Below are 24,450 nucleotides of genomic sequence, written 5' to 3' on the forward strand. Positions count from 1 at the left end.
CCTTATGAATAGTTTTTCGTATGCCCGTCCCGACGATGTTGCTGTCGCGCTGGACGATCTGACTGCCCATACCGGAGCAAAGTTCATTGCGGGAGGGACAAACCTTCTCGATTTAATGAAGGAAAACGTCGAACGCCCTAATCGGCTCGTTGACATCAACCGGCTTCCGCTCAGTTCAATAACGGACACCGAAGACGGTGGACTGCGACTCGGTGCGCTGGTAACGAACGCCGACACGGCCTACCACGAACAGGTCGAAAAACGGTATCCACTGCTATCGCAGGCTATTCTGGCCGGAGCGTCTCCGCAGCTACGGAACATGGCAACCAATGGTGGAAACCTGTTTCAGCGGACGCGGTGCTACTATTTCTACGATACGGCCATGCCCTGCAACAAACGCCAGCCTGGTTCAGGATGTGGCGCCATTAACGGCCACAACCGTATTCACGCTATTTTGGGCACCAGTACCAGTTGCATTGCCACAAACCCATCGGATATGTGTGTGGCCCTGCGCGCGCTCGATGCGGTTATTCGCGTGTCGGGTCCGTCGGGCGAGCGAACCATTCCTATTGCTGACTTTCACCGACTACCAGGCGAAGAGCCGCAATTCGATAATACCGTACAACCCGGCGAACTGGTCGTTGCTATCGATTTGCCAGCAAAGGGATTCTCAGACTACCATACCTATCTGAAACTCCGCGACCGGGCTTCGTACGCTTTTGCGCTGGTATCCGTGGCTGTTGCTCTTGACATGGACGGTGACCAAATAACCGACGCACGAATTGCGCTGGGTGGCGTAGCGCACAAGCCCTGGCGGAAGTCGGAGGTCGAAGCGATGCTCATTGGCAAGCCAGCTACAAAAGCTAATTTTCAACCCGTGGCAGAGGCACTTGTCGAGGGTGCACGTGGCTATGAGCATAATACATTCAAAATTGAACTGGTTAAACGTGCCATTGTGCGAGCATTGGGACAGGCCGCTAAACTCGAACCGACAGCATGACCCAATACATAGGAAAGCCGCTGAGCCGCGTTGATGGCGTTGATAAGGTGACGGGTAAGGCTAAATATGCCGCCGAATTCAATGTGCCGGATCTAGCCTATGGCTATGTGATCTCCAGCGCCATCGCGAAAGGGAAGATAACGAAGATCGATGCGACTGATGCCCTGGGCCTTGACGGAGTTTTGCAGGTCTTTACGCACGAAAACCGGCCAAAGCTGGCCTGGTTTGACATGAACTACAAAGATCAGGATGCCCCTCCCGGTTCACCATTCAGACCGTTGTACGATGCCAAAATAAAATACAGCGGTCAGCCTGTTGCGCTGGTTGTTGCCGAAACATTTGAAGTCGCTAGGTATGCAGCCTCGCTGATTCAGGTCGAGTACGACGTTGATGAGCACGAAACCGATCTGGCATCGAATCAGCAGGAAGGCCGTAAGCCGAAGTCAGGTGTAGCCAGCTTATTGAAGCCGCCACCGCCAAAACCGCGTGGTGACTTTGACGAGGCATACAGCGCGTCGGCCGTGAAAGTGGCTGAAGAATACGTTCATGCGGTTGAGCATCATAACCCGATGGAGATGTTTGCTACTACGGTCGTTTACGAGCAGAATGGCAAATTGACCATATACGACAAAACGCAGGGAGCACCCAACAGCCAGATGTATGTCGCGCAGATATTTGACATACCGTTCAGTGACGTGCGCGTCGTTTCACCCTACGTTGGTGGCGGGTTCGGCTCAGGATTACGGCCCCAATACCAGCTGTTTCTGGCCGTACTAGCCTCACGTGAACTGAAGCGATCGGTACGGGTATCCCTGACGCGGCAGCAGATGTTTACCTTCGGACATCGTCCGGCTACGATACAACGGCTGGCCTTGGGAGCTTCACCGGACGGAACGATGAGCGCGATTTATCACGACGCTGTGGCCGAAACGTCACAGTTCGAGGACTATACCGAAGTTGTAGTCAACTGGGCGGGTATGCTTTATCCATCAGAAAATGTCACGCTTACGTATAAGGTGGTGCCGCTGGATATGTATACCCCACTTGATATGCGGGCACCGGGGGGTGTTACGGGTATATCGGCGCTGGAGGTTGCCGTTGACGAACTCGCTCATAAACTTGGGATGGACCCGCTCGAACTGCGGTTGAAAAACTACGCGGATCGGGATATGAACGAGGATCGTCCCTACTCGAGCAAAGAACTGAAAGCCTGTTTTCAACAGGGGGCCGAGCGGTTTGGCTGGTCTAAGCGCAATCCAGAACCAAGGTCCACACGTCAGGGGCATAACCTGATCGGTTGGGGGATGGCAACGGGTATCTGGGATGCGAATCAGATGCCAGCCAGGGCGGAAGCCGTTTTGATGGTAAACGGAAAACTACGAGTGAGCAGCGCTACCGCCGACATTGGAACAGGTACTTACACCGTTATGGCACAGATTGCTGCCGATACGCTTGGTATGCCAATTGACGATGTGCTGTTTAAACTTGGGGATAGCGACCTGCCACTGGCGCCTATTCAGGGTGGTTCCTGGACGATGGCAACAGTAGGGTCAGCCGTAAAGGTAGTCTGCGAAGATTTGAGCAAATCGCTCTTCAAACTGGCCAAGAAAATGCCGGGATCACCGTTCGCGAAAGTCGATTTTAACGATGTGGAGTTTGCCGATAAATCGATTCGTCTGAAAAGTGATTCGTCGGTTGTCGTATCCTTACAGGCTGTTGTCGATTCAAACGGGGGACGGGCTATTCGGGAAACATCGACATCCTTACCGAACATGCTGGAACAGCGTAAATACAGCCGCAGCACACACTCTGCCGTCTTCGTTGAAGTGCAGGTCGATGAAGAACTGGGCTCGGTTAAAATAACGCGGGCCGTGACTGCCGTTGCGGGTGGACGAATTATCAATCCCAAAACAGCCCGGTCGCAGATTATTGGCGGCATGGTTTGGGGTATCAGCAAGGCATTGGAAGAGGAAAGTGTTATGGATCACCACTTCGGTCGGTTCATGAACCATAACCTAGCCGAATACCATGTAGCCGTCAACGCTGATATTCACGATCTCGACGTGATTTTTGTCGAAGAGCACGATACGATCGTCAACCCACTTGGTGTCAAAGGGCTCGGCGAAATTGGTATTGTCGGTATGCCGGCTGCTATTGCCAATGCCGTTTTCCATGCGACAGGGAAGCGGGTGCGTGATCTGCCGATTACGCTCGATAAACTGTTGTAAGTGAGTTTGCTAGTGTTTAGATACGCCATATCTTTGAGATTTGGCGTATCTAAACACTAGCAGGCTTTTATTTGAAGTGTTGGATCGCCACTTTTCCTTTGGCTCCCACCGCATAGCAGGTGCCTTTCAGGCAGACAAGTGAATGAAATCCGTCTGTATCAAGTTTTTGCCAGGTTTGCCCCTGATCGGCTGATAGACTCGTCCCCGATGGGCCAACCGTAATTAGTCGATCACCCGGCAGCAAGGCAATGGCTTCTTTTAACCCTGCCGGATCCGTTGGCGCGAGTAGCTGCCAGGTTTCGCCACCGTCGCGGGTGATGGCGGTATTGGGACCGGTCAACTGTTCTTTTTTATAATTACCCCCCACCACGATACCTATTTTCTCACTAACGAAACGCATACCGAACAGGCCCGTAGCATCACCAGCCGGTAGTGGCGTTGTGCTGACGGCCCAACTGCGGCCACGATCCGTGGAGCGAAAGACGCGTGAATTGATGGCCCCTCCCGATGCAATCCAGGCGTTTCGTTTGCCCTGAACAACGAGGCTGGTGCCGCTGGCAGCAAAGGCGGCTTCGTTGGGGTGCATCATGGGGATACTGGTTGTTGGCACAGGCTGCCATGTTTTACCCGCGTCGTCTGTCGTGAGAATGAACCAGCGTCCATGGACCGGATCGCTGAAGACAATACCGTGCTGCTTATCCCAGAAATCCATACCATCGAAGAAGACACCGGATTGCTGCGTTTTGTAGAGCAAAGTCCAGGTCTGACCACCATCGACTGTTTTGTAGATGCGAGCCTGATCTTTTTCGGCGGGGCCAGCGCTCATCAGATAAGCCGTTTGCTCGTCGATAGCCTGCACGTCCCGAAAATCACACGATTGGGCGTCGGGAACGGTGCCGGTCTGCCAGGTTTTGCCACCATCGATTGTGCGGACAAAGGTTCCCTGCGTGCCGCCAATCCAGACGACATTGGGAGTCGATGCACTTACTGAACGAAAACTGGCCTCAGTCTGGACGTTTTGCAGTTGCCACTGAGCAGCCGCGGGAAGAAGAGTAGAGAAAGAAAGTAAAAGAGCGATAAAACTTTGTTTCATATGAGGGAATTGTCTGTTAGGTGACGGTAATCAGCCTTTGGACAGACAATTTGATCAAACGTAACATTATGGCGTTTTACTGGGCGTCATCGGAGCCGTTTGCTGGGTCGTTGCCTTAAGCCGAATGATCTCTTGCTCAAGACTGGACGTCTTGAAATAGTAGTATAAACCCGCGATCAGGAAAACTTTCGACAGCACAAATACCGCGATAAAAGCAGGTCGCCAGTATTTATGGACCTGAATGTGCGTATTGTTAACTTCGACGTCAACGTAGTCGGGTTTGGGTGATTCGTGTGATTCCTGTTTGAAACGGGTATAATCGTTCTGGTTCCGGTCCCGTTTTATGAGATCGGTTTTGTTTAGCTCGTCCAGAATTGCCATTCTAACGGCTGGTGGTGGCGGAACCGCACTACGCAAAAAATGGTCCTCCATCTCTGTCTCCAATTCATTCAACTGTGACAGAACATCCGGATCAGTAGTCAACAAACGTTCTACCTCCCGTTTCTCACCATCGGACACCAAGCCTAATAGATAAGACTCTATAACGCCATCCGTCAAATATTGATAGTTCTTCAAGGTTAGTGCAGTTAAGACGTACGAAGATACTTAAAATAATTGCGAATTGACTTCATCACATCTGAATAAGGTATTTGCAGGCGTTCGGCTATAGTTCCCAACGAATGGCCCTGACGAAACGATAAGTCGAAAACGAGCTTCTCAGCGGTTTCTTTCTCACTTGCTTTGTAGTCAGAGAGGGGAGCAGATAAAGCTCCGGTGACTCGACTTGCCTCAAGCGCTTTCGTACGGGCAAGTCGGACAATGCTGCACCCCGGACTGGCCATCGACCCTATACATTGCTCTATCTGCGGGGCAATGAACAAATCGACCAGAACCTGCTGTGCCAGCTCGGGTTGGGGAATAATTTGTAAGATGACCCCGTACGCCATAGCGCCGTATGTTTCATACAAAGCAAGTCGCTCGGTATTTCCGGGAACTGATGTTTTGTCCAATCGTTTCGATGCACTCATACGATCAGTTAGTAAAACTTGATTTATACAACGCCAAGGATTCTACTCTGTTTAACGAACGTTGATAGCTAGCTCTATAACGCATTGATCTGTTGCTATATGCTCAAAATGAACTTTAGGTATATTTGTCTTGGCTAATAAGGAAGTAAATCTATAGTCGGATTAGGTTTTATCCAAACAATTCTCAACTTATTCAAGAATATATAACTAGTAGTGATAAATAGGCTTCGTTAAAAATTAAATGTTTATCTATAGTGAAACACTGAATTATCCATGTTAATGATTGTAGTGTTGTCGTATGCTTGTTGTCATAATCTGATAGATTTCTGCCAGTCGCGGTTGCATCTCCAACTGTCGTAAATGACTTTCAATGGTAGTAAGGTCACCCCGGCGGGCGGGGCCGGTCTGCACATCAGCCGGGTTTTTGACCGCAAGGCCCTTCCGGATGGTTTCACGAATAATGGGTTGCAGGAGTTCGAACTCCAGGCCATTGGTAGTGGTGAGATCGTGCGCAATGGCCAGCAGATGATTCGTAAAATTGCAGGCAAATACCGCCGAAACATGTAACGTCTGGCGTTCGGCGGAGGTGATGAGATAAACAATATCACTTAATTCCTGTCCCACCTTAACCAGTAGATCTTCGGTTGTTTTGCTGGTGGCCTCAATGCAAAGCGGAATTCCACGGAAGTCCATAAAAGGCTGTCCCTTCGTAAATGTCTGCAACCCATAGAAGACGCCCGTCCTGACGGGTACATCACTGTAGATCGTCATCCAATTTTCCAGTGCAGTGAGCGACTGATTGCCCGATGTATGAACCAGCGTGGCATCTTCGGGCAGTACCAGCCGTGAGCAGACGGGTTCGAGCGAGTCATCGGGAACGGCGAGAACAAACAAGCGGGCGGGGCTATCGGCAAAGTTCAGGTCCGAATGCGTGCGGGCGTCATAAAGGTTACTGACAAGCTGCCGGCTATGCGCAAGCTGCCGACTGTATACCTCATTAATGTGATGCCCCGCATTTTCGAGGGCTGGGGCGAGGTGCCAGGCCAGATTACCCGCACCAATAAAGGATACTTCCATAGCTCAAGTATAGAACATTTTGATTGAATTTAGCACCATACGTTCGGAACAAGATGATTGGTGTATCGTTAATGGATGTAACTGGCTGGTTGCGTAAACAGAAAAGTCACGTAGCTTCTACGACCGATTCGCTACGATCTCCGGTTGCCCAGCCCATCAACTCATTATCATTACCTGACTCTGTTTTGTACGCTATCCTGGTCATTATCCCGGCTTTCAATGAAGAGAACTCCGTTGGGAAGGTCATTCGCGAAATTCCGGCTGGCCTTGTCGACGAAATTGTGGTCGTCAATAACAATTCGAACGACCAAACGGCCGTGGAAGCAGCTCTTGCAGGAGCTACTGTTCTGGACGAACCCAGCCAAGGATATGGACGGGCCTGCCTAAAAGGGATCGCTTACGCTCACAATCGGCAACAAAAGCCAGATGTAGTTGTTTTCATCGATGCTGACTACTCGGACTATCCCGGCGAGATGACTCAGGTAGTGGCACCGATACTGAAAAACGAAGCGGATCTGGTTATTGGCTCACGAGCGCTGGGCAACCGGCAGCGGGGTTCGATGACACCGCAGCAACTGTTCGGCAACTGGCTGGCAACAACCTTGCTCCGATGGTTGTACAATGTTCGTTATACCGATCTGGGGCCGTTTCGGGCTATTCGGTTCGATAAACTACTGGCATTAGATATGCAGGATAAAACCTACGGATGGACGGTCGAGATGCAGTTGAAAGCGGCCAAACACCGACTCCGGATTGTGGAGGTGCCGGTCAACTACCGAAGACGCATCGGTTTCTCGAAAATCTCGGGAACGGTTAAAGGGACAGTACTGGCCGGCTATAAGATTATTACAACGATTTTTAAATACTGGTGATCGTTGGGCAAATGACCAGAAAAACAGGACAGATTATTGAGCGAACGGGTTATCAGACTGAAAACATAGTCGCTTCAACAACGTGTTCGTCGTTTACGCCGATTATCGACCAGATGAAAGTACACAATACCAAAATCAACGTTAAAACGATTTCGTTTTCACCAACATGGAAATATCAGTCCTGATTCTTTATGGGCTGGCTCTGTTGTTATTGTTTCTCTACAACTGCGGCCAGTTAAGCCTGATTATCATTTATCTACGCTCTGGACGAAAGCGAAAATCCGCCATTCTGCTGGCCGATAGCGTGCACCCGGATTCATTGCCCCGGGTTACGATTCAGCTGCCGGTTTACAACGAACTGTATGTCATCGAGCGACTGATTGACGCCGTTGTTGACATACGGTATCCCAAAGACAAGCTCGATATTCAGGTGCTCGATGACTCAACCGATGAAACGGTGCAGATCATTGCCGCTAAGGTGAAGGAATACCAGCAACAGGGTTTTGATATCGAACACGTTCGGCGTCCGGAGCGGAAAGGATTCAAGGCCGGAGCCCTGGGGTATGGCCTGGCGTTTGCAAAAGGCGAGTTTATCGCGATTTTCGATGCCGACTTTGTCCCTGATCCGGATTTTCTGCTCAAAACCGTTCCGCATTTCAGCGACCCGAAAGTGGCTATCGTTCAAACGCGCTGGGAACATCTGAACGAAGATTTCTCGCTGATAACGCAGTTGCAGGCATTTGGGTTGAACGCCCATTTCACCATCGAACAAAGCGGGCGGTATGCGGCTGGTTTTCTAGCCAATTTCAACGGCACGGGTGGTGTCTGGCGGAAGATAGCCATAGCTGACGCCGGCGGCTGGCAGAGCGACACGCTTACCGAAGACCTGGATTTGAGCTATCGGGCTCAATTGCGCGGTTGGAAATTTGTCTATCGCGAAGATGTTGGTTCGCCTGCCGAGTTGCCGGTAGCTATGAACGCGCTAAAGTCGCAGCAATATCGCTGGATGAAGGGCGCGGCAGAGTGCGCGCGTAAGTTGATCGTGAAGGTCTTAAAAGCGCCGAATGTTTCGCTCGTGATGAAGCTTCACGCTTTTTTTCATCTCTTCAGCAGTGCAACATTCATCCTCGTATTGATCCTCGGCGTAGTGAGCGTCCCGTTGATTTACATCCGCCATCGACATCCTGAATGGGAGAGCGTATTTTTTGTGATTAACCTGTTTCAAGTTAACCTGCTGATTCTTATTACGTTTTACGGCATTCCGTTCTGGCTCCTGAAGCGCGGGAGTAAGGCTAGCCTGATCTGGTATTTCCCAATGTATTCATCGCTGATGATGGGGTTGTCGTTGCACAATACGATCGCAGTGATAGAAGGCTATATCGGTCGAAAAACACCATTCGTTCGGACGCCCAAATTCAACGTAAAACTGGCTGGCGATCGCTGGGATGCCAATAAATACGTCAGTCGGAAGCTCAGCTGGCTGGCCCTGGCCGAAGGCGCGCTCGCACTTTATTTTCTCGGTGGGTTAGTGCTGGCTTTCTACGTGCAGGACTTCCGGATGTTCTTTCTGCACATCATGCTTATGGTTGGGTTTGGAATGGTGTTCGTATATTCGCTCGTCCATGCGGGACGTCGCCCAGCCGGTGTTCCGGTTCGAGTGGCTCGTCCGGTATCGGTGAGTGTATGATGGTAACTCCGCTTCGTTTGCTCTGGCTCATCACATCGGCCACTGCGTACATCATAATCGCTTACACAATTTCCCGTCAGCAATTCGATTGGCTAATCGTTCTGCTGACGGGATTGTTTTTGTGGTATTGGTGGGTGCTTACCCTCGACCAGCATGGGAGAGGGGTCGGGGGTGAGGGAAACCGCTTTCTATTCAGCGCGGCAATCCTGTTCAGACTTGCCTTGCTCTTTGCTATGCCCCGGCTCTCCGATGATGTTTATCGATTCGTGTGGGATGGGCGGCTGCTCTCGCATGGCTTCAACCCGTATCTGTACCTGCCCAATTCGATTGTCAATACAAAAATAGCTCAGCTTGCCAATCTGTACGGAGACCTGTTCCGACACCTTAACTCTCCCGCTTATTTCACCGTCTATCCGCCACTGAATCAGATTCTTTTTGGTGTAGCAGCGAGGCTGTCGTCCAACAGTTTATTCTGGAATGTCGTTTGGCTTCGTGTGCCAATTCTGCTTAGCGACATAGGTTCATTGTGGCTCCTGACGAAACTGTTACGCCAATTGGGGCGCAGTCCTAATCTGGCGCTGCTGTACGGACTGAATCCGCTGGTCATCCTCGAACTGACTGGAAATCTGCATTTCGAGGCTGTCATGATTTTCTTTACCCTGTTGGCTGCCTGGTGGCTTTTGCAAGACAACCAGTCCTGGTTGAGCGTACTAAAATCAGCGGGCGCGCTGGCGCTGGCTATTGGGTCGAAATTGTTGCCGCTGGTGCTACTGCCGATTATTGTTCGGTGGCTGGGATGGCGGAAAGGGATTGTTTATGCTATCTTGACCGGTCTGTTTACGATCGTTCAGTTTGTCTCCTTTGCCAGTCTCGAACTGGTGCAGAACATATTCTCCAGCGTCAATCTCTATTTCCAGAAGTTTGAGTTCAATGCCAGTATCTATTACGTTTTACGCGCCATTGGTTACTGGTTTAAAGGGTACAATGCCATTGGATTTATCGGTTTCTGGCTGTCCGTCACGACAACGCTGAGTATGCTGTGGATTTCGTTCCGGTGGCGTACCGTGTCTATTCCGGCACAGGTACTGGCGGTGCTGACACTCTATTTTGCCTTTGCTACCACGGTTCATCCCTGGTATATCACGACGCTTGTAGCCGCTGCCGTTTTCACCCGCTTTCGCTATCCCCTCGTTTGGTCTGCATTGATTCCGTTATCGTATTGTACCTACCGAGCCGTGCCGTATCAGGAAAATCTTTGGCTAACAGCAATTGAGTACAGCGTGGTGTTCGCTTTTCTGGTAGCGGAGATCAGGCGACGGAGCGAAAAGATGCTGGCCCGGTGATTTATATTTGCGCTGGAATTACACCACCAGCCATGAAGCCAGCTTACACCGCTACCGTTTTACTTCTTTTTGGTTTCCTGCAATTTGCCCGCGCCCAGAATGGCATTGTCGTTTTTCAATCGGATTTTGGGCTGAAAGACGGGGCCGTATCAGCCATGAAGGGCGTGGCGATGGGTGTATCGTCCGAGCTAAAGCTGTTCGATTTGACGCACGAAATTCCCGCTTATAACATCTGGGAGGCCGCTTACCGGCTGCATCAAACCGTTTCGTACTACCCGAAGGGAACGGTTTTTGTCTCGGTCTGCGACCCCGGCGTTGGTACGGATCGTCATTCGGTAGTGCTGCTTACGAAGTCAGGTCATTATATTGTGACACCCGATAACGGTACACTGACACTGGTTGCAGAAAATCTGGGTATTGGTGAGATTCGGGAAATTGACGAAGCGGTCAATCGACTGAAGAACTCGAACGAATCCTACACGTTTCATGGTCGCGATGTATATGCGTATACGGCGGCCCGACTGGCATCCCGAACCATTACATTTCAGCAGGTCGGTTCAACCGTGCGCAACGATGTCGTGCGTTTGCCGTACCAAAAGGCGGACTACGCAAATGGCGTGCTCAAAGGAACGATTCCTGCGCTTGATGTTCAGTACGGCAATGTCTGGACCAACATACCAAAAGCCATGCTGGCGCAACTCAATGCCAAACCCGGTGAGGCCGTACGCATTCAGATTATGCACAACGATTCGACCGTCTATGACAAGTCAGTTCGGCTAGTGAATACGTTTGGCGAAGCCCCCATTGGTGCTGATGTAGCCTATATCAACAGCCTACTGAATTTCTCGATTGCCGTGAATCAGGGTAATTTCTCGGGGAAGTACAATGTGTTTAGCGGAGCCGACTGGAAAATTGTTGTTAGTAAGTAGAGATCATACAGACGTTAACGCCTGGTTCACCCAAGAACGCATCCAGACTGCCCGCTTCTCAAACTTTATACGATTTGAGCCACCCCTTAAGAATAGACGGGTCGGAAAGGTCTTTCACATCTCGTTTAGCATCCTTGATGCTCCGTTTCAACGCGCGAATGTCGTTGTTAAAACTAAGTTCCAAGCCCACTGGCGAACTAACCAGCCCGAACGGTTTACCCAGCATAGACGCCAGTTGGGTTTGCAGCGTAAACAGTTCGTCACTGAGTTCATCGACCTGTTGTTTCAGGATTTTGTTGTAGTATTTCAACTGAATGTCGGCCAGCGATTCGAGGTGCTGCTGGTCGATGCGGTCGAACTCAAGCTGGAGCCGAAGCAGTGCAAGGAGGTCGCTCTTTTCGTACGCTTCAGTCACCCGCTGCATGATTTCGGTCTTGCGGACCTTCTCGGCCTCATCGGGTTCGCGGTCGGGGTGAAACGCCTTCACCAGATCCATGTACAGGGTTCGCACGGCTTTCGTGATGTTTCGTTCGTCGAGCTGTTTTTTCGCTTCGCGAGCCTGCTGCTTCGCCGATTTTGGTTTCTTCGCTCGTTTTTCGTCGCGTTCCTGTTGCTCGTTTGCCTGCCGGGCCTGCATCTGTTCGTCAAGATAGGCCATGAATTTCTCCTGCGTACTCACATCGGCATGCTCGTCGATTTCGATTCCGTACATTGAACTGACCACCTCTTTCATGACATCCGAAACCTGCTGGTCCGATTCAGCGTCGATCGCGTCGAACCCGTCCTTGTCGTACTTGTCGAAAATGGGCTTAAGCTCGTTCATACCGTGTTCACTGATTAGATCGTAAGCCAGATCAATGATCAGGTCAGTGAGTTTTTTCTTTTCGGATTTAGTCGCATCGGGACGTTCGTACGCCCGGTCAAATACCCGCACGAGGTTGGCGCGTAGCTGGTTGTATTCCCGCAGCAACGGTTCATAGTCGGTGTAAACGCGTTGCTGAATGGCCGTCGCGGCTGTCCGGAATTGCGTCAATTCATCCTCTAGCTCACCAATTTTTTGGGTCAGCCGATTAAATTCCTTCTGGGCCTTCGAGAGCGGGGCTTTGTCTTTGCTAGGCGTCGGAATATGAACGAGCTGCGGATTGGCCATAACAATTGATTTTTGTGGAATAAAAAAGACAATGGTCAGCGGCAATCAGGGTAATGGTCACAGAATAAGCCTGTGATCAGCCTGATGCCGCTAACCATTGGTAAGAAATGGTCAACTCCTTTTACTGCCGCTGGTCAACCAGATTCAGGATGAAGGCATATTCAAGTGCGATTTCTTTGAGCGCCTGGAACCGCCCCGATGCGCCACCGTGACCCGCTTCCATGTTCGTATGGAGCAGAAGCTGATTGGTATCGGTTTTCATGGCCCGGAGCTTAGCGACCCACTTGGCTGGCTCCCAATATTGTACCTGCGAGTCGTGTAGACCCGTGGTGACGAGCATGTTGGGATACGCCTTTTTCTCTACGTTGTCGTAGGGTGAATAGGACAGCATGTATTCGTAATAGGGTTGCTGCTTAGGGTTGCCCCATTCTTCAAATTCGCCCGTGGTCAGCGGAATACTTTCGTCGAGCATTGTCGTTACAACGTCCACAAAGGGTACAGCCGCCACAACACCCCGGTAAAGTTGCGGAGCTTGGTTGACGATGGCACCCATCAGCAAGCCGCCCGCACTGCCGCCCATCGCGAACAACGTAGCCGCACTGGTGTATTTATTTTTGATCAGGTATTCTGACACGTCCACGAAGTCGTTGAACGTATTTTTCTTCTTAAGCATCTTACCGTCTTCGTACCACCGTCGGCCCATTTCCTGCCCACCCCGGATATGGGCAATGGCGAAGATGAAGCCCCGGTCGAGCAAACTCAGACGCGTTGAACTAAAGCCGGGGTCGGTCGAGTAACCGTAGGAACCGTATGAATACTGAAGCAACGGAGCCGAACCGTCTTTGGGTGTACCTTTCCGATACACTAGCGAAACTGGAACGTCGACGCCATCGCGGGCCGTAACGAATACCCGTTCCGATACGTAATTGGTCTTATCGAAACCACCCAATACTTCCTGCTGTTTCATCAGCGTTTTGGTTTGGGTATCCATGTTGTAATCGAAGACAGAACCGGGCGTTGTCAGCGATGAATAGCTGTAGCGCAACACGTTGGTGTTGAAATCCGGGTTGTAGCTGATGCCCGCAACGTAAGCGGGTTCGCCAAAGTCCAGGTACTCGTCCGCCTTGGTTTGCTGATTGATGATCCGAATATTAGTCAGTCCGGCTTTGCGTTCGTCCAGAACGAGGTGATTGGTGAATACGTCCATGTTGGCCAGGAACACATCGGGCCGGTGGGCAATCACTTCTTTCCATGCCGTGCGGTCGGCGGTTTTACCTTCGGGTACTTCCATCAGCCGGAAGTTTTCCGCTTTCCAGTTCGTACGAACATAGAACTTGTTCTGGTAATGAACGATGTCGTACTCGTGGCCTTTCTGGCGCGGCAGGAATACCTTAAACTCACCCAGCGGCTGATTGGCTTCCAGCAGGCGGTATTCCGTCGAAACGCCGTTATGATCGGAGCCAATGGTGATGTACTTTTTTGATTTTGACCGACCCAGACCCATATAAAACTGGTTATCGGGTTCTTCATAGACCAGCACGTCGGTTTTGGGATCAGTGCCTAAAACGTGCCGATAGACCTGATAGCCCAGTAGTGTCTGCGGGTCTTTCTTGATGTAGAACAGCGTCTTATTGTCGGTCGCCCAGGCGAAACTGCCCGCTTCCGTATCCTCGATGGCCTCCGGATAAATTGTGCCGGTTTTCAAGTTCTTTATCCGCAGCGTGTAGAGACGGCGGCTAACCGTATCTTCCGCAAAAATGGCCAGTTGATCGTTGTCCGAAATCTCGTAGCCACCAATCTGGTAGTAGTTATGCCCTTTGGCCATCGCGTTGCCGTCGAACATAATTTCTTCGGTGCCTTGCAATGACCCTTTTTTGCGGCAGTAGATTGGGTATTCGCCCCCGGTGATGAATCGGGTGTAATAGTAGTAATGGCCTTCTTTGTAGGGAACCGACTCGTCCTGCTGCTTAATGCGGCTTTTCATCTCCTCAAAAAGCTTGTCCTGTAAGCCTTTGACCGGGGCCAGTACCTGATCCAGATAGGTGTTTTCGGCGTTGAGGTACTTGATGACCTCCGGATTTTCGCGCTCGTTAAGGTAGTAATAGTTATCGATCCGCTTGTGGCCGTTGGTAATTAATTCTTTCGGTTTAACCGCAGCCTTTGGAGCCTTCGGGGTTCCTGTTCCTGTGGTCGGTGTTTGAGCTTGTGTCATGCTGTACAGCGTAAGCGTGGTGATAAACGTAAAACACGTTCGTATCATGGTTCGTTTCTAAAGCGTACTCGTAAAAATAAGGGTTTGGCTGGTGAAGACGGAGAAAATAACGCTTTAACGGGGCAAACCCGGTTTCTTTGTGTTCGCTCTGAAAACTTCGCCTGCCGCCGTGTGTACGTTTGAACTCGTCGTTGCCCGCTATACAGAAAACCTGAACTGGCTCCGTAATCTGCCCGCCGGAATCCGCATAATCGTCTACGATAAGAGTCCGGATGGTTCAGCGGGGCCGCTGGCCATACCGCTCCCCAATATTGGTCGCGAAGCGCATACGTATCTGCATCACATCGTTAGTCGGTACAATTCGCTGGCGGAGTGGACCGTATTCTGTCAGGGAAAACCGTTCGATCACGCCTATGATTTCAAAAAAACGATGAAGGCATTCGCCGAAAACCACGCTGCGGCTGGCGATCCGGTACAGGATCCGTTTCGCTGGCTAGGCCACCTGATCGACACCGACGATAACCAGGGCGCACGGCTTTTTCGTCCGTGGAGCAAAAACGAGGATGGGCGGGGTCTTGATCTGCTCGGCTTTCATCGGGCGCTGTTCGGTACGGACGGGCCAGACCTCTACACGTTCGTGCTGGGTGCCCAGTTCGTTGTTCATCGCGATGCCATTCGGCTGCAACCCCTTCCTGTTTACGAACGGGCCTTGGCGGTTTCGATCACATTCCCCGATGCAGCTCACTGCTTCGAACGGAGCTGGGATCGTGTTTTCGGCCTGGTCGGTATCGACGCGGACTGGCTGGCCGGACGGCAGACGGTTTACCTGAAACCAATGAAGCACCAGCTTCCTGACGAGTCGCAACGGAGTTTATGATTGGTCGGGTACTAGATACTTCATGCTGACACTACGCTGCGGATGGTGAACCTACGGCATACTTTTCCACTTTTTTTAGCAACGCACCGAACGCTTTTACCTTATAGTGTGTCTACTTTTTCGACCCCGAAATCTGCTATCTTTTTTGTATATTTAGCAACGAATTAACCATTCATCTATGCACCGAATCTTTTACGTGCCCCGCTTCCGTCACGGCCTGTTTTTTGTTGGCCTTGCCGGTTGCCTGACCGCCTTCTATTCGAATACGATTTCCCTCGAAAAAGCTTTTCTTCGAATCAATGAAGAAGTGATGCAACACAGTCGAGCTTACGAAACGCTATCCAACGCAAGCCAGCAGGTAGGCCACCGCCTGACGGGAAGCCCGAACGGTACCCGCGCCGAAACGTATGCCTTTGATTTATTATCCTCGTATGGTTTCAAAGAGATTCGTTACGAACCGTTTGAAGTTGAAGCGTGGACGCGCGATACGGTTACGTTATCGGTCGTGCCCGATCGGAGCGACAATTTCCGGGAAATAAGCGTCGTCTCGCTGGCGCATTCACCCGTTGATGCGCACGTAAAAGGCGAAATCGTTGACGTTGGCAATGGGTTGGAAGGCGATTTTGCCGCGTTGAAAGATAAACTGAAAGGTAAAGTTGCCTTGGTGAACATCGGCCTGGCAGCCCCGACCAAGGGTGCCCGTAATCTGCACCGCTCCGAGAAAACCGCGCTAGCCATTCAATACGGGGCAATCGGCGTCATCATGGTCAACCTTGTGCCGGGTAATGTGCTGCTGACCGGAACGGCATCGGTTACGGGTAAGCTAATCCCGATCCCATCCGTTTGTATCACGCACGAAAGTGGGCAGGCACTGCGGGCGTGGATGCAGGAAGAAGCTAGTCCGCTTCATGCCCTGATCGACATGAGCAATACGAGCCGGAAAATTCGGGCCCGCAACGTGATTGCAACGCTCAAAGGGTCGAAGTACCCCGACGAAAAAATTATTGTCGGCGGCCACCTGGATTCGTGGGATCTGGCCACCGGTGCGATCGATAACGGAATCGGTTCGTTCGCCATCATGGACATTGCCCGGACGTTCAAGGCGCTGAAACTGAAACCCAAACGGACCATCGAATTCGTACTCTTTATGGGCGAAGAACAGGGCCTGCTTGGTTCACGGGCGATGGTTGAAAACCTGAAAAAAAGCGGCAAACTGGATAACGTTCGGTACATGCTGAATCTGGATATGACGAATGATCCGACGGGGTTGAACGCCTTTGGCCGATCCGATATGGTTGCGTTTCTGAACAGCGTTGGCGAAACGATCAAACGGACTGAACCTGCCTTTGCCAACAACATGCAGAATCAGGCTGGATTGCACTCTGATCATCAACCCTTCATGCTCGAAGGTGTTCCGGTGGTCGGTATGAACGGTCACCTGGCCCGCGAAGTGCTGGACTGCTATCATGCCAACTGCGACCGGATGAATCTCGTCAATGCGGACCAGCTCAAGAATACGGTTCGTTACTCGACCATGTTACTCTACGCCCTTGCCGACGCCGACGATATTCCGACCCGTCGACAGAATGATACGCAAACGCGCGATTATCTGGTCGCCCAGGGATTACGAACGCCTTTGCAGATTGCCAACGAATGGCGCTGGAAAGAATAAGTCCGGTAAATGCGTAACTAAGAAACGATGACATCTTTTTTAGGGAGAGTCATCGTTTCTTAGTTATAGGCTATCTGTGGCGCATCGTTTTTTGTTACTTTGTGCATAAGAATCCCGATCCTCATGGCCAAGAATACATTTCGGGAACCCGAACGGGTTGCCAAACAGAAAAAGGTACGGCGTCGGCTCCGGTTAGCGACGTGGCTCAATGATTTTATTGGTCTGGACCGGCTCTTTGGCGAAGACAACGCCTGGCCGATTCGCCACATCGACCGGATTCTGTGGGTCACCTTTCTGCTTGTCCTCTACATTGGTCTTAACCATAACGCCGAACGGCTCGTCCGTCGAATTCAACGAACGAAAACACAGGTGGATGAGCTACGCTCACAGTACACCGTTCTACAAGCCAACTTCATGAAAAGTGGAAAGCAGTCTGAACTGAGTAAGCGGGTCGCCGTGCTTGGTTTGACCGATAGTCAGAACCCACCTCATAAAATTATTGTCAAGACCAATGAACATTAAACAGGATATCATTCAGCGGGCCAACCATGTCTATTATGTGGTTATTTTCCTGGCGTTGAGCGTCATCGTCCGGCTCGTTTATGTCCAGTATTTTCAGACATTCAAAGGAAAATTCTGGCGGGAGCGGGTAGCGGCTACACTTATCCAGCGCGATACCATCCGGGCGATGCGGGGCAACATTTATGCCACGGACGGTAGCTTGCTGGCAACCTCGCTGCCTACCTATGTCGTTGGCCTCGACCCAATGGTTGCGAAGGACGATTATTTCGAGAAGAAAAAAGATTCGCTGGGTCTGTTACTGTCGAAAATTTATGGCGATCACCCGCCCCACTACTATACGAAACTTGTTGTCGAGGCCCGCGCAGATTCTCAGCGGTACGTGTTGCTGAACCACCGTCGTGTTACGTTTGAGGAGCGTCAGATGATGCGCAAATGGCCGTTCTTTCGATCATCGGCGAAGGTATCTGCCCGGGGCGGGGTGCTACGTCCCTACTACGAACGATACCATCCGTTTGATCACATGGCGGAACGAACCATCGGTAACCTTGACGCAAGAACGGGGCGGGGCCTGATCGGCCTGGAAGCTAGTTTTCAGTCAGCACTAGCGGGTAAAAATGCCGTTGGACTGGTGGAAGTGCTGTCGGGGGGTGTTCGTAAACCCGTCGATGACGGACCCGACATGAAACCCGAATCGGGGATGGATCTGTATACGACCATCGATGTCAATTATCAGGATATGGCCGAAACGGCGCTACGCTCGGCCCTCGAAAAATACAATGCGGCTAAGGGCTGTGTGGTTGTGATGGAAGTGGCTACTGGCGAAATCCGGGCGATGGCTAACCTGACCAAACAGGGCGATCACTATTCCGAGAATTTCAATCACGCGCTGGCAGGCCGTACCGATCCCGGTTCGACGTTTAAATTAGCGACGATGATGGCTCTGCTCGAAGATAAAGCCATTTCGCTGGAACAGCTTGTGGCGACAGGTGGCGGTTCAACTACGTACAAGGGCCTGGCGATTCACGATGCTTCCCGGCATGGAAAAGGAACGATTACGGCCCGGGAGGTTTTCGAAAAGTCTTCAAACGTGGGTACCCACCTTCTGATGAAAAGCCACTTCTATAGCCGGGCCGAACGCTACTGCGATTACCTGCGTCGGTTCCATCTGACCAAGGAAACGGGTATTCACATGAAAGGGGAGGCTGTTCCGGTTGTTCGCAATCCTGATATGAAAGGTTGGAGTAAAGTGTCGCTCACGTCGATGTGTTACGGCTACGAGATGCAGATTACACCGCTTCAGATGCTGACGTTCTATAATGCCGTAGCCAACGACGGGCGTTGGGTACGTCCAATGATCGTGAAGCAGATCAAGCTGGCCAATGAGATCATTGAAGACAATGCGCCCTATGTACTTTCGGAACCAATCTGTTCACCACAAACCGCTCGCAAGGCGCAGGAACTGCTGCGGGGCGTGGTGGAGCATGGGACGGCCAAGCATATCAACAACCCGAATTATGCCATAGCCGGGAAAACGGGAACGGCGCAGAAGATCATCAATGGCCGCTATCAGGTCGGTAAATACTACACCTCGTTCATCGGCTATTTTCCTGCTGACAAGCCAAAATACAGCATGATCACGGTTGTCGACACACCCCAGGGCGACAATATAGACTTGCTTTATGCTGGTGCCGTAGCGGCTCCGGTGTTCAAAGAGGTGGCCGACCGGATTGTTGCCTACGATATTGGGATGCATGCACCAATTCGGGCGCGCGCGTCGCAACCTCGTTCAACGACGGGTATGCTGGCCGGGAGTACCGATGATCTGCACACGATCAGTACCGCTCTCAATATCAAAAACGAACCGAACACCGCAGGGTGGGTCGAGTCCACACCGAATGGTCGCTGGAAATCGCGTCAAACAACACCCGATCATGTTCCCGATGTGCGTGGTCTGACATTGCGCGATGCCGTATACCTGCTGGAAAATCGCGGATTCAGGGTTACGGTTGAGGGGCGCGGAAAAGTGAAAGAGCAATCCATCACACCCGGAACGGGAGCTAGTGAACTCGGGACAAAGATGATTACGCTGAAGATGGGTTGAGCCGATCGCGCCTAAACGAGTTTAAAATTAGGTAGAACGGGCCTGATGCTGTTTTTTTGCAAACGCAAAATGAGTGTGAGGCTCGTTCGTTCAGTATGCAGTTAAAAGACCTTCTCTATAAAATTCCTCTGCTGGCCACATCTGGCGGCATGGACACCGATATTACGGACCTGACTATGGACTCCCGAAAGGTGGGTCCAGGCAGTCTGTTTGTGGCCGTGCGCGGAACCGTTAGCGACGGGCACAAGTTTATCGCAACGGCCATTCGTCAGGGGGCTTCGGCTATTCTGTGCGAAGAATTTCCCGACGAGCCCGATCCTTCTGTTGCGTATGTACGCGTGCTGGATTCGGCACGTACGATAGGATTGGTGGCCGCTAATTTCTACCAGCAGCCCTCGCAAAAGGTCAAACTCATTGGCGTTACAGGTACCAACGGTAAAACGTCGGTTGCTACATTACTCTTTCGGTTATTCAGAGGGCTGGGTTATCGGTGTGGCCTCCTATCGACGGTTCAGAATCAGATCGACGACCAGATCATTCCAGCCACCCATACCACCCCCGATGCGATCACCACCAATCGGCTGCTGACGCAGATGCTGACGCACGGCTGCACGCATGTGTTCATGGAAGTCAGTTCCCATGCGGTTGTGCAGGAACGCATCGCCGGGTTGACCTTTGCCGGTGGGATTTTTACGAATATTACCCATGACCACCTGGATTTTCATGGGACGTTCGATAATTACATACGGGCCAAAAAAGGCTTTTTCGATCAGCTTCCAGCCACAGCCTTTGCGCTGACCAATGTCGATGATAAACGCGGTCTGGTCATGCTTCAGAATACGGCTGCCCGCAAGGAAACCTATTCGCTGCAAACCCTGGCGACCTTCAAAGGGAAAGTGATTGCCGACAGTCTGTTCGGCTTGAACATGCTGGTTGATGATAAAGAAGTCTGGTTTAAGCTCATTGGCCGATTCAACGCCTACAACGTGCTGAGCGTCTACGGAGCGGCAGTGCTGCTGGGGGAAGATCCCGCCGAAATTTTGACGCTGTTGTCGGGCGTCACACCGCCACCGGGTCGTTTCGAGCAGGTCGTTTCGAATGATAAAATTGTCGGTATTGTCGACTATGCCCATACGCCCGATGCGCTGCAAAACGTGCTCGAAACTATCAATGCTATACGGCAGGACGATGAACAAGGACGGTTTCCGCAAATAATAACTGTTGTAGGTTGTGGTGGCAACCGGGATGCGGCCAAACGACCGATCATGGCTGATATTGCCTGCCGGTTCAGCAACCGCGTCATCCTGACATCGGACAACCCACGGAATGAAGACCCGATGACGATTCTGGAGCAGATGCAGGCGGGGGTATCACCGGTCGACATCAAAAAAACGACCACGATCGAAGACCGTCACGAAGCGATCAAACGGGCTGTCTCGCTGGCACTTCCGCACGATATTATTCTGGTAGCCGGAAAAGGGCACGAAACGTATCAGGACATTAAGGGCGTGAAATACGATTTCGACGACCGCGCCGTGTTGCGGGAGACTTTCTCAGAACGCGGAAATCAGTAACTTTGGCCAGTACTAAAGAGCGAATGGGCGATTGAGTGAATAGCTGGCGCACATTTTTATTCGCTCATTAACTACGCACCAGAGGCCCGGTTTCACTCATTCACTCTTTATCAATGCTCTATTACCTTTTCCAATTTCTTGACGAGCACTATAATTTCCCCGGTGCCGGGGTCTTTCAATACATCTCGTTCCGCGCACTCGGTGCGGTTATAACCTCTCTGTTGATCGCGGCCATTTTCGGGCGTCGCATTATCGACATTCTCCGCAACCTTCAAATTGGCGAATCGATCCGCGATTTGGGGCTGGAAGGACAATTGCAGAAACGCGGAACGCCAACCATGGGCGGCTTTATCATACTGGCGTCGCTACTAATTCCGGCCCTACTGTTTGCCAAGTTATCCAATGTGTACGTTGTGCTGGCGCTGGTGTCGACCGTATGGACCGGTCTGATTGGTTTCCTGGACGATTACATAAAAGTTTTCAAGAAGAACAAAGAAGGCTTGCAGGGTAAGTTTAAAGTTGTCGGTCAGGTTGGTTTAGGGCTGATTGTGGGGCTGACCTTATCCTTCAACGAATACGTCAAAATTCGCAAATACGCACCCCGCTTGTTGAGTACATCGACCGTTCCGGATGTGTACACTGACATTAAGTCGACACTCACGACGGTACCTTTCGTAAAAAATAACGAGTTTGATTATAGCTCACTGTTTTTTGGCTTTATACCAGATAGTTACACTTGGATCGTTTACGTCCTAATCTGTATTTTCATCATTACCGCCGTTTCGAACGGGGCCAATATTACTGATGGAATCGATGGGTTAGCTGCCGGAACGTCAGTGATTATCGGGCTGACGATTGGGGTACTGGCTTACCTGTCGGGGAATAAAGTTTTCTCGCAGTACCTCAATATTATGTACATCCCCAATTCGGGCGAATTAGTAATTTTCTGTGCGGCTTTTGTGGGTGCCTGCGTTGGCTTTTTGTGGTATAACTCCTATCCAGCTCAGGTATTTATGGGCGATACCGGAAGTCTGATGCTTGGGGGGGTTATTGCTGTATTATTCCTGGCGATTCGCAAAGAACTGATGATCCCGATCATTTGCGGCATCTTCCTGGTCGAACTGGTTTCCGTCATTATGCAGGTGAGTTATTTTAAGTATACCAAGCAAAAATTCGGGGAAGGCAGGCGAATCTTTCTGATGTCGCCGTTACACCACCATTTTCAGAAAAAAGGCTACCACGAAGCCAAACTTGTCACTCGTTTCTGGATTATTGGTATTATACTGGCCGTACTGGCTTTAGCGACATTGAAGCTTCGATAACCGTTCATTAAGTAGAGAGTCGAGACCCTCATTCCCGGCTCTTCCTTAACTGTTCTATATCGTTCAGATCTCTTGGTCTACCAGCCGCTTCTTTTACACGAATAAGATGATTATAGTGGATAAGGCGTATGGATAGTCCATCGACATCTATTTCAGAAGAATGGGCAAAAATCTCCGTAAATGTGAGCCCTTTGATTGTTGTTAAAATGTCAATAGCTACAGGCTGTCGACCAAATGTAAATACATCGAAAGCTAGATTGTTAAGAAAATTATCAGCAGTCATATCAAACGTTGGCATGCCAAAATCCAGAAATGCGTCAACGATGCGTTCATAATTTTCGGCGGATTTTTCAACCAGAATATCCATATCACCCGTGGTTCGATTGTAACCATGCAGAATTACGGAGTACCCCCCAACTAATACATACAGGACTTTTCGTTTCTGTAAGGCAACCAGAAAATCCCGGAAATCCACATTAAAGAGATCAGCCATTGTTGTGTTTTCGAGCTGAAAAAGCAGTACGGTCCAGTGGAGGGGGGGTATTTACATCATACCGAAAAGCGATACTATTCAAATAAGCAGCCGCCTTTAGTCGGTCAGCAAACGTTGCCGGTTGATTTTGGGCGTGGTAACGTTCTGTCTCTTCGTGAGTACCCATATGAAATGCAGTCCTGTCAAGTCGAAACGGATCAACCATCTGATGGTAGCGGGTTAGGTTGAGCAAAAATAAGGCTTCGCTTTCATATTCTATTCATCACCTTGTTTTTCAGCGTAATAACTACTATATTTGCACTCCCGTTTCGAAGCGGGGGTGCTTTTTTTGTAAGCAAGCAATTAGAAATCAATTAATTAGTCTCCATAACAGTGAATACGCTCAGTTTCAAAACCATCTCTGCCAACAAAGAAACGGTGCAGAAGGATTGGATTGTAGTTGACGCTCAGGGTGAAGTGCTTGGTCGGCTGGCCAGCCAGATCGCACGCCTGATTCGCGGCAAACACAAAACAAACTTCACACCTCATGTTGACTGCGGAGATAACGTAATCGTCATCAATGCCGACAAGGTTCGCCTGACTGGCTCTAAGTTGACCGACAAAGTTTATGTCCGCCACACGGGTTATCCCGGTGGTCAACGGTTCGCAACGCCCCGGTTGCTGCTCGAAAAGCATCCCGAACGCATCATCGAACACGCCGTGAAAGGCATGTTGCCTAAAAATCGGCTTGGTCGTCGGTTGTACACCAACCTGTATGTCTACGCTGGTGGACAACATCCGCACGAGGCTCAGCAACCAAAAGCAGTTAAATTCTAAGTCATAATGGATCGTATTAATACCATTGGCCGCCGTAAAACTGCCATCTCCCGCATCTACATGTCGGCGGGCAGCGGAGCCATCTCGGTAAACGGGAAAGATTACAAACAGTACTTCCCAACCGAAGTGTTGCAAATCATTTTGAACCAACCCTTTTCGACCGTAAACGGCGTTGGTGGATACGACGTGAAAGTTAACGTTCGTGGTGGTGGTGTTGCCGGACAGGCTGAAGCAACCCGCATGGCTATTGCCCGTGCACTGGTTGAAATGAACGCTGAATTCCGCCCTGCTCTCAAGAAAGAAGGCTTCCTGACACGGGATTCGCGTATGGTAGAACGGAAAAAACCAGGTCGGAAAAAAGCCCGTCGCCGGTTCCAGTTCTCGAAACGTTAATTCTGGTTGGTCAGTTTTTGGTCAGCCTGGTCTGAACGAACAAACTGACTTTTCGCTAAAA

Annotated in this window: 21 protein-coding genes; 14 read left to right on the top strand and 7 right to left on the bottom strand. The window is 50.8% G+C overall.

Going from position 1 to position 24,450, the window contains the following annotated elements:
* Positions 1-4: 4 nt before the first annotated feature.
* Entirely contained in the window at positions 5-1,000 is a 996-nt protein-coding gene (locus GK091_RS02315; protein ID WP_164035008.1) for an FAD binding domain-containing protein, read from the top strand.
* Positions 997-3,228 carry a xanthine dehydrogenase family protein molybdopterin-binding subunit gene (locus tag GK091_RS02320; RefSeq protein WP_164035009.1) on the top strand — a complete coding sequence of 744 codons (2,232 nt, stop codon included), beginning with the start codon at positions 997-999 and terminating at the stop codon, positions 3,226-3,228. Before GK091_RS02315 ends, GK091_RS02320 begins: the two co-directional genes overlap by 4 nt.
* 67 nt (positions 3,229-3,295) lie before the next feature.
* Here GK091_RS02320 and GK091_RS02325 read toward each other — a convergent pair whose 3' ends face one another.
* From GK091_RS02325 to GK091_RS02340, 4 genes are all read right to left on the bottom strand, one after another.
* Positions 3,296-4,321, bottom strand: a complete 1,026-nt coding sequence (locus GK091_RS02325) for a WD40/YVTN/BNR-like repeat-containing protein (RefSeq protein WP_164035010.1) — start codon at positions 4,319-4,321, stop codon at positions 3,296-3,298.
* Positions 4,322-4,387: 66 nt separating this feature from the next.
* Positions 4,388-4,897: a hypothetical protein gene (locus GK091_RS02330; protein ID WP_164035011.1), complete on the bottom strand. Its 510-nt coding sequence runs from the start codon at positions 4,895-4,897 to the stop codon at positions 4,388-4,390.
* 11 nt (positions 4,898-4,908) lie between these two features.
* Positions 4,909-5,349: a hypothetical protein gene (locus tag GK091_RS02335; RefSeq protein ID WP_164035012.1), complete on the bottom strand. Its 441-nt coding sequence runs from the start codon at positions 5,347-5,349 to the stop codon at positions 4,909-4,911.
* A gap of 276 nt (positions 5,350-5,625) precedes the next feature.
* Positions 5,626-6,426: a Rossmann-like and DUF2520 domain-containing protein gene (locus tag GK091_RS02340; RefSeq protein WP_164035013.1), complete on the bottom strand. Its 801-nt coding sequence runs from the start codon at positions 6,424-6,426 to the stop codon at positions 5,626-5,628.
* A gap of 23 nt (positions 6,427-6,449) precedes the next feature.
* On the opposite strand from GK091_RS02340, the gene GK091_RS02345 reads away from it, so the two are divergent.
* From GK091_RS02345 to GK091_RS02360, 4 genes are all read left to right on the top strand, one after another.
* On the top strand, positions 6,450-7,298 hold the full coding sequence (locus GK091_RS02345; protein WP_246202124.1) for a glycosyltransferase family 2 protein: 849 nt from the start codon (positions 6,450-6,452) through the stop codon (positions 7,296-7,298).
* A gap of 166 nt (positions 7,299-7,464) precedes the next feature.
* Complete coding sequence (locus GK091_RS02350) at positions 7,465-8,985, top strand: cellulose synthase family protein (RefSeq protein ID WP_164035014.1); 1,521 nt, start codon at positions 7,465-7,467, stop codon at positions 8,983-8,985.
* Positions 8,982-10,328 carry a putative hexosyltransferase gene (locus tag GK091_RS02355; RefSeq protein WP_246202125.1) on the top strand — a complete coding sequence of 449 codons (1,347 nt, stop codon included), beginning with the start codon at positions 8,982-8,984 and terminating at the stop codon, positions 10,326-10,328. Before GK091_RS02350 ends, GK091_RS02355 begins: the two co-directional genes overlap by 4 nt.
* 32 nt (positions 10,329-10,360) lie before the next feature.
* On the top strand, positions 10,361-11,257 hold the full coding sequence (locus GK091_RS02360) for an SAM hydrolase/SAM-dependent halogenase family protein (RefSeq protein WP_164035015.1): 897 nt from the start codon (positions 10,361-10,363) through the stop codon (positions 11,255-11,257).
* Between the two features lie 58 nt (positions 11,258-11,315).
* Here the strand turns inward: GK091_RS02360 and GK091_RS02365 are convergent, their stop codons facing one another.
* Together GK091_RS02365 and GK091_RS02370 are read right to left on the bottom strand one after the other, a co-directional pair.
* Positions 11,316-12,407 (bottom strand): hypothetical protein, encoded by a 1,092-nt coding sequence (locus tag GK091_RS02365; RefSeq protein WP_164035016.1) that lies wholly within the window; start codon positions 12,405-12,407, stop codon positions 11,316-11,318.
* A 121-nt stretch (positions 12,408-12,528) separates the two neighbouring features.
* Positions 12,529-14,667, bottom strand: a complete 2,139-nt coding sequence (locus tag GK091_RS02370) for a S9 family peptidase (RefSeq protein WP_164035017.1) — start codon at positions 14,665-14,667, stop codon at positions 12,529-12,531.
* Between the two features lie 91 nt (positions 14,668-14,758).
* Between GK091_RS02370 and GK091_RS02375 the strand changes: the two genes are divergently transcribed.
* From GK091_RS02375 to mraY, 6 genes are all read left to right on the top strand, one after another.
* Positions 14,759-15,496, top strand: a complete 738-nt coding sequence (locus tag GK091_RS02375; protein WP_317166264.1) for a DUF3431 domain-containing protein — start codon at positions 14,759-14,761, stop codon at positions 15,494-15,496.
* A 178-nt stretch (positions 15,497-15,674) separates the two neighbouring features.
* Positions 15,675-17,168 (top strand): M20/M25/M40 family metallo-hydrolase, encoded by a 1,494-nt coding sequence (locus GK091_RS02380; protein WP_164035018.1) that lies wholly within the window; start codon positions 15,675-15,677, stop codon positions 17,166-17,168.
* 123 nt (positions 17,169-17,291) lie between these two features.
* Positions 17,292-17,690 (top strand): FtsL-like putative cell division protein, encoded by a 399-nt coding sequence (locus tag GK091_RS02385; RefSeq protein WP_164035019.1) that lies wholly within the window; start codon positions 17,292-17,294, stop codon positions 17,688-17,690.
* Entirely contained in the window at positions 17,680-19,791 is a 2,112-nt protein-coding gene (locus tag GK091_RS02390) for a penicillin-binding protein (RefSeq protein WP_164035020.1), read from the top strand. Before GK091_RS02385 ends, GK091_RS02390 begins: the two co-directional genes overlap by 11 nt.
* 95 nt (positions 19,792-19,886) lie before the next feature.
* Entirely contained in the window at positions 19,887-21,365 is a 1,479-nt protein-coding gene (locus tag GK091_RS02395) for a UDP-N-acetylmuramoyl-L-alanyl-D-glutamate--2,6-diaminopimelate ligase (RefSeq protein WP_164035021.1), read from the top strand.
* A 113-nt stretch (positions 21,366-21,478) separates the two neighbouring features.
* On the top strand, positions 21,479-22,687 hold the full coding sequence (gene mraY, locus GK091_RS02400; protein ID WP_164035022.1) for a phospho-N-acetylmuramoyl-pentapeptide-transferase: 1,209 nt from the start codon (positions 21,479-21,481) through the stop codon (positions 22,685-22,687).
* A gap of 28 nt (positions 22,688-22,715) precedes the next feature.
* On the opposite strand, the gene GK091_RS02405 is transcribed toward mraY, so the two are convergent.
* Positions 22,716-23,180 (bottom strand): nucleotidyltransferase, encoded by a 465-nt coding sequence (locus tag GK091_RS02405; protein WP_164035023.1) that lies wholly within the window; start codon positions 23,178-23,180, stop codon positions 22,716-22,718.
* Positions 23,181-23,552: 372 nt separating this feature from the next.
* Between GK091_RS02405 and rplM the strand changes: the two genes are divergently transcribed.
* Positions 23,553-23,996, top strand: coding sequence for a 50S ribosomal protein L13 (rplM, locus tag GK091_RS02410; protein ID WP_164035024.1), 444 nt, complete (start codon positions 23,553-23,555; stop codon positions 23,994-23,996).
* Between the two features lie 6 nt (positions 23,997-24,002).
* On the top strand, positions 24,003-24,389 hold the full coding sequence (gene rpsI, locus GK091_RS02415) for a 30S ribosomal protein S9 (RefSeq protein ID WP_164035025.1): 387 nt from the start codon (positions 24,003-24,005) through the stop codon (positions 24,387-24,389).
* Positions 24,390-24,450: the final 61 nt, after the last annotated feature.

It is taken from the genome of Spirosoma agri, assembly GCF_010747415.1.
Taxonomy (GTDB): domain Bacteria; phylum Bacteroidota; class Bacteroidia; order Cytophagales; family Spirosomataceae; genus Spirosoma; species Spirosoma agri.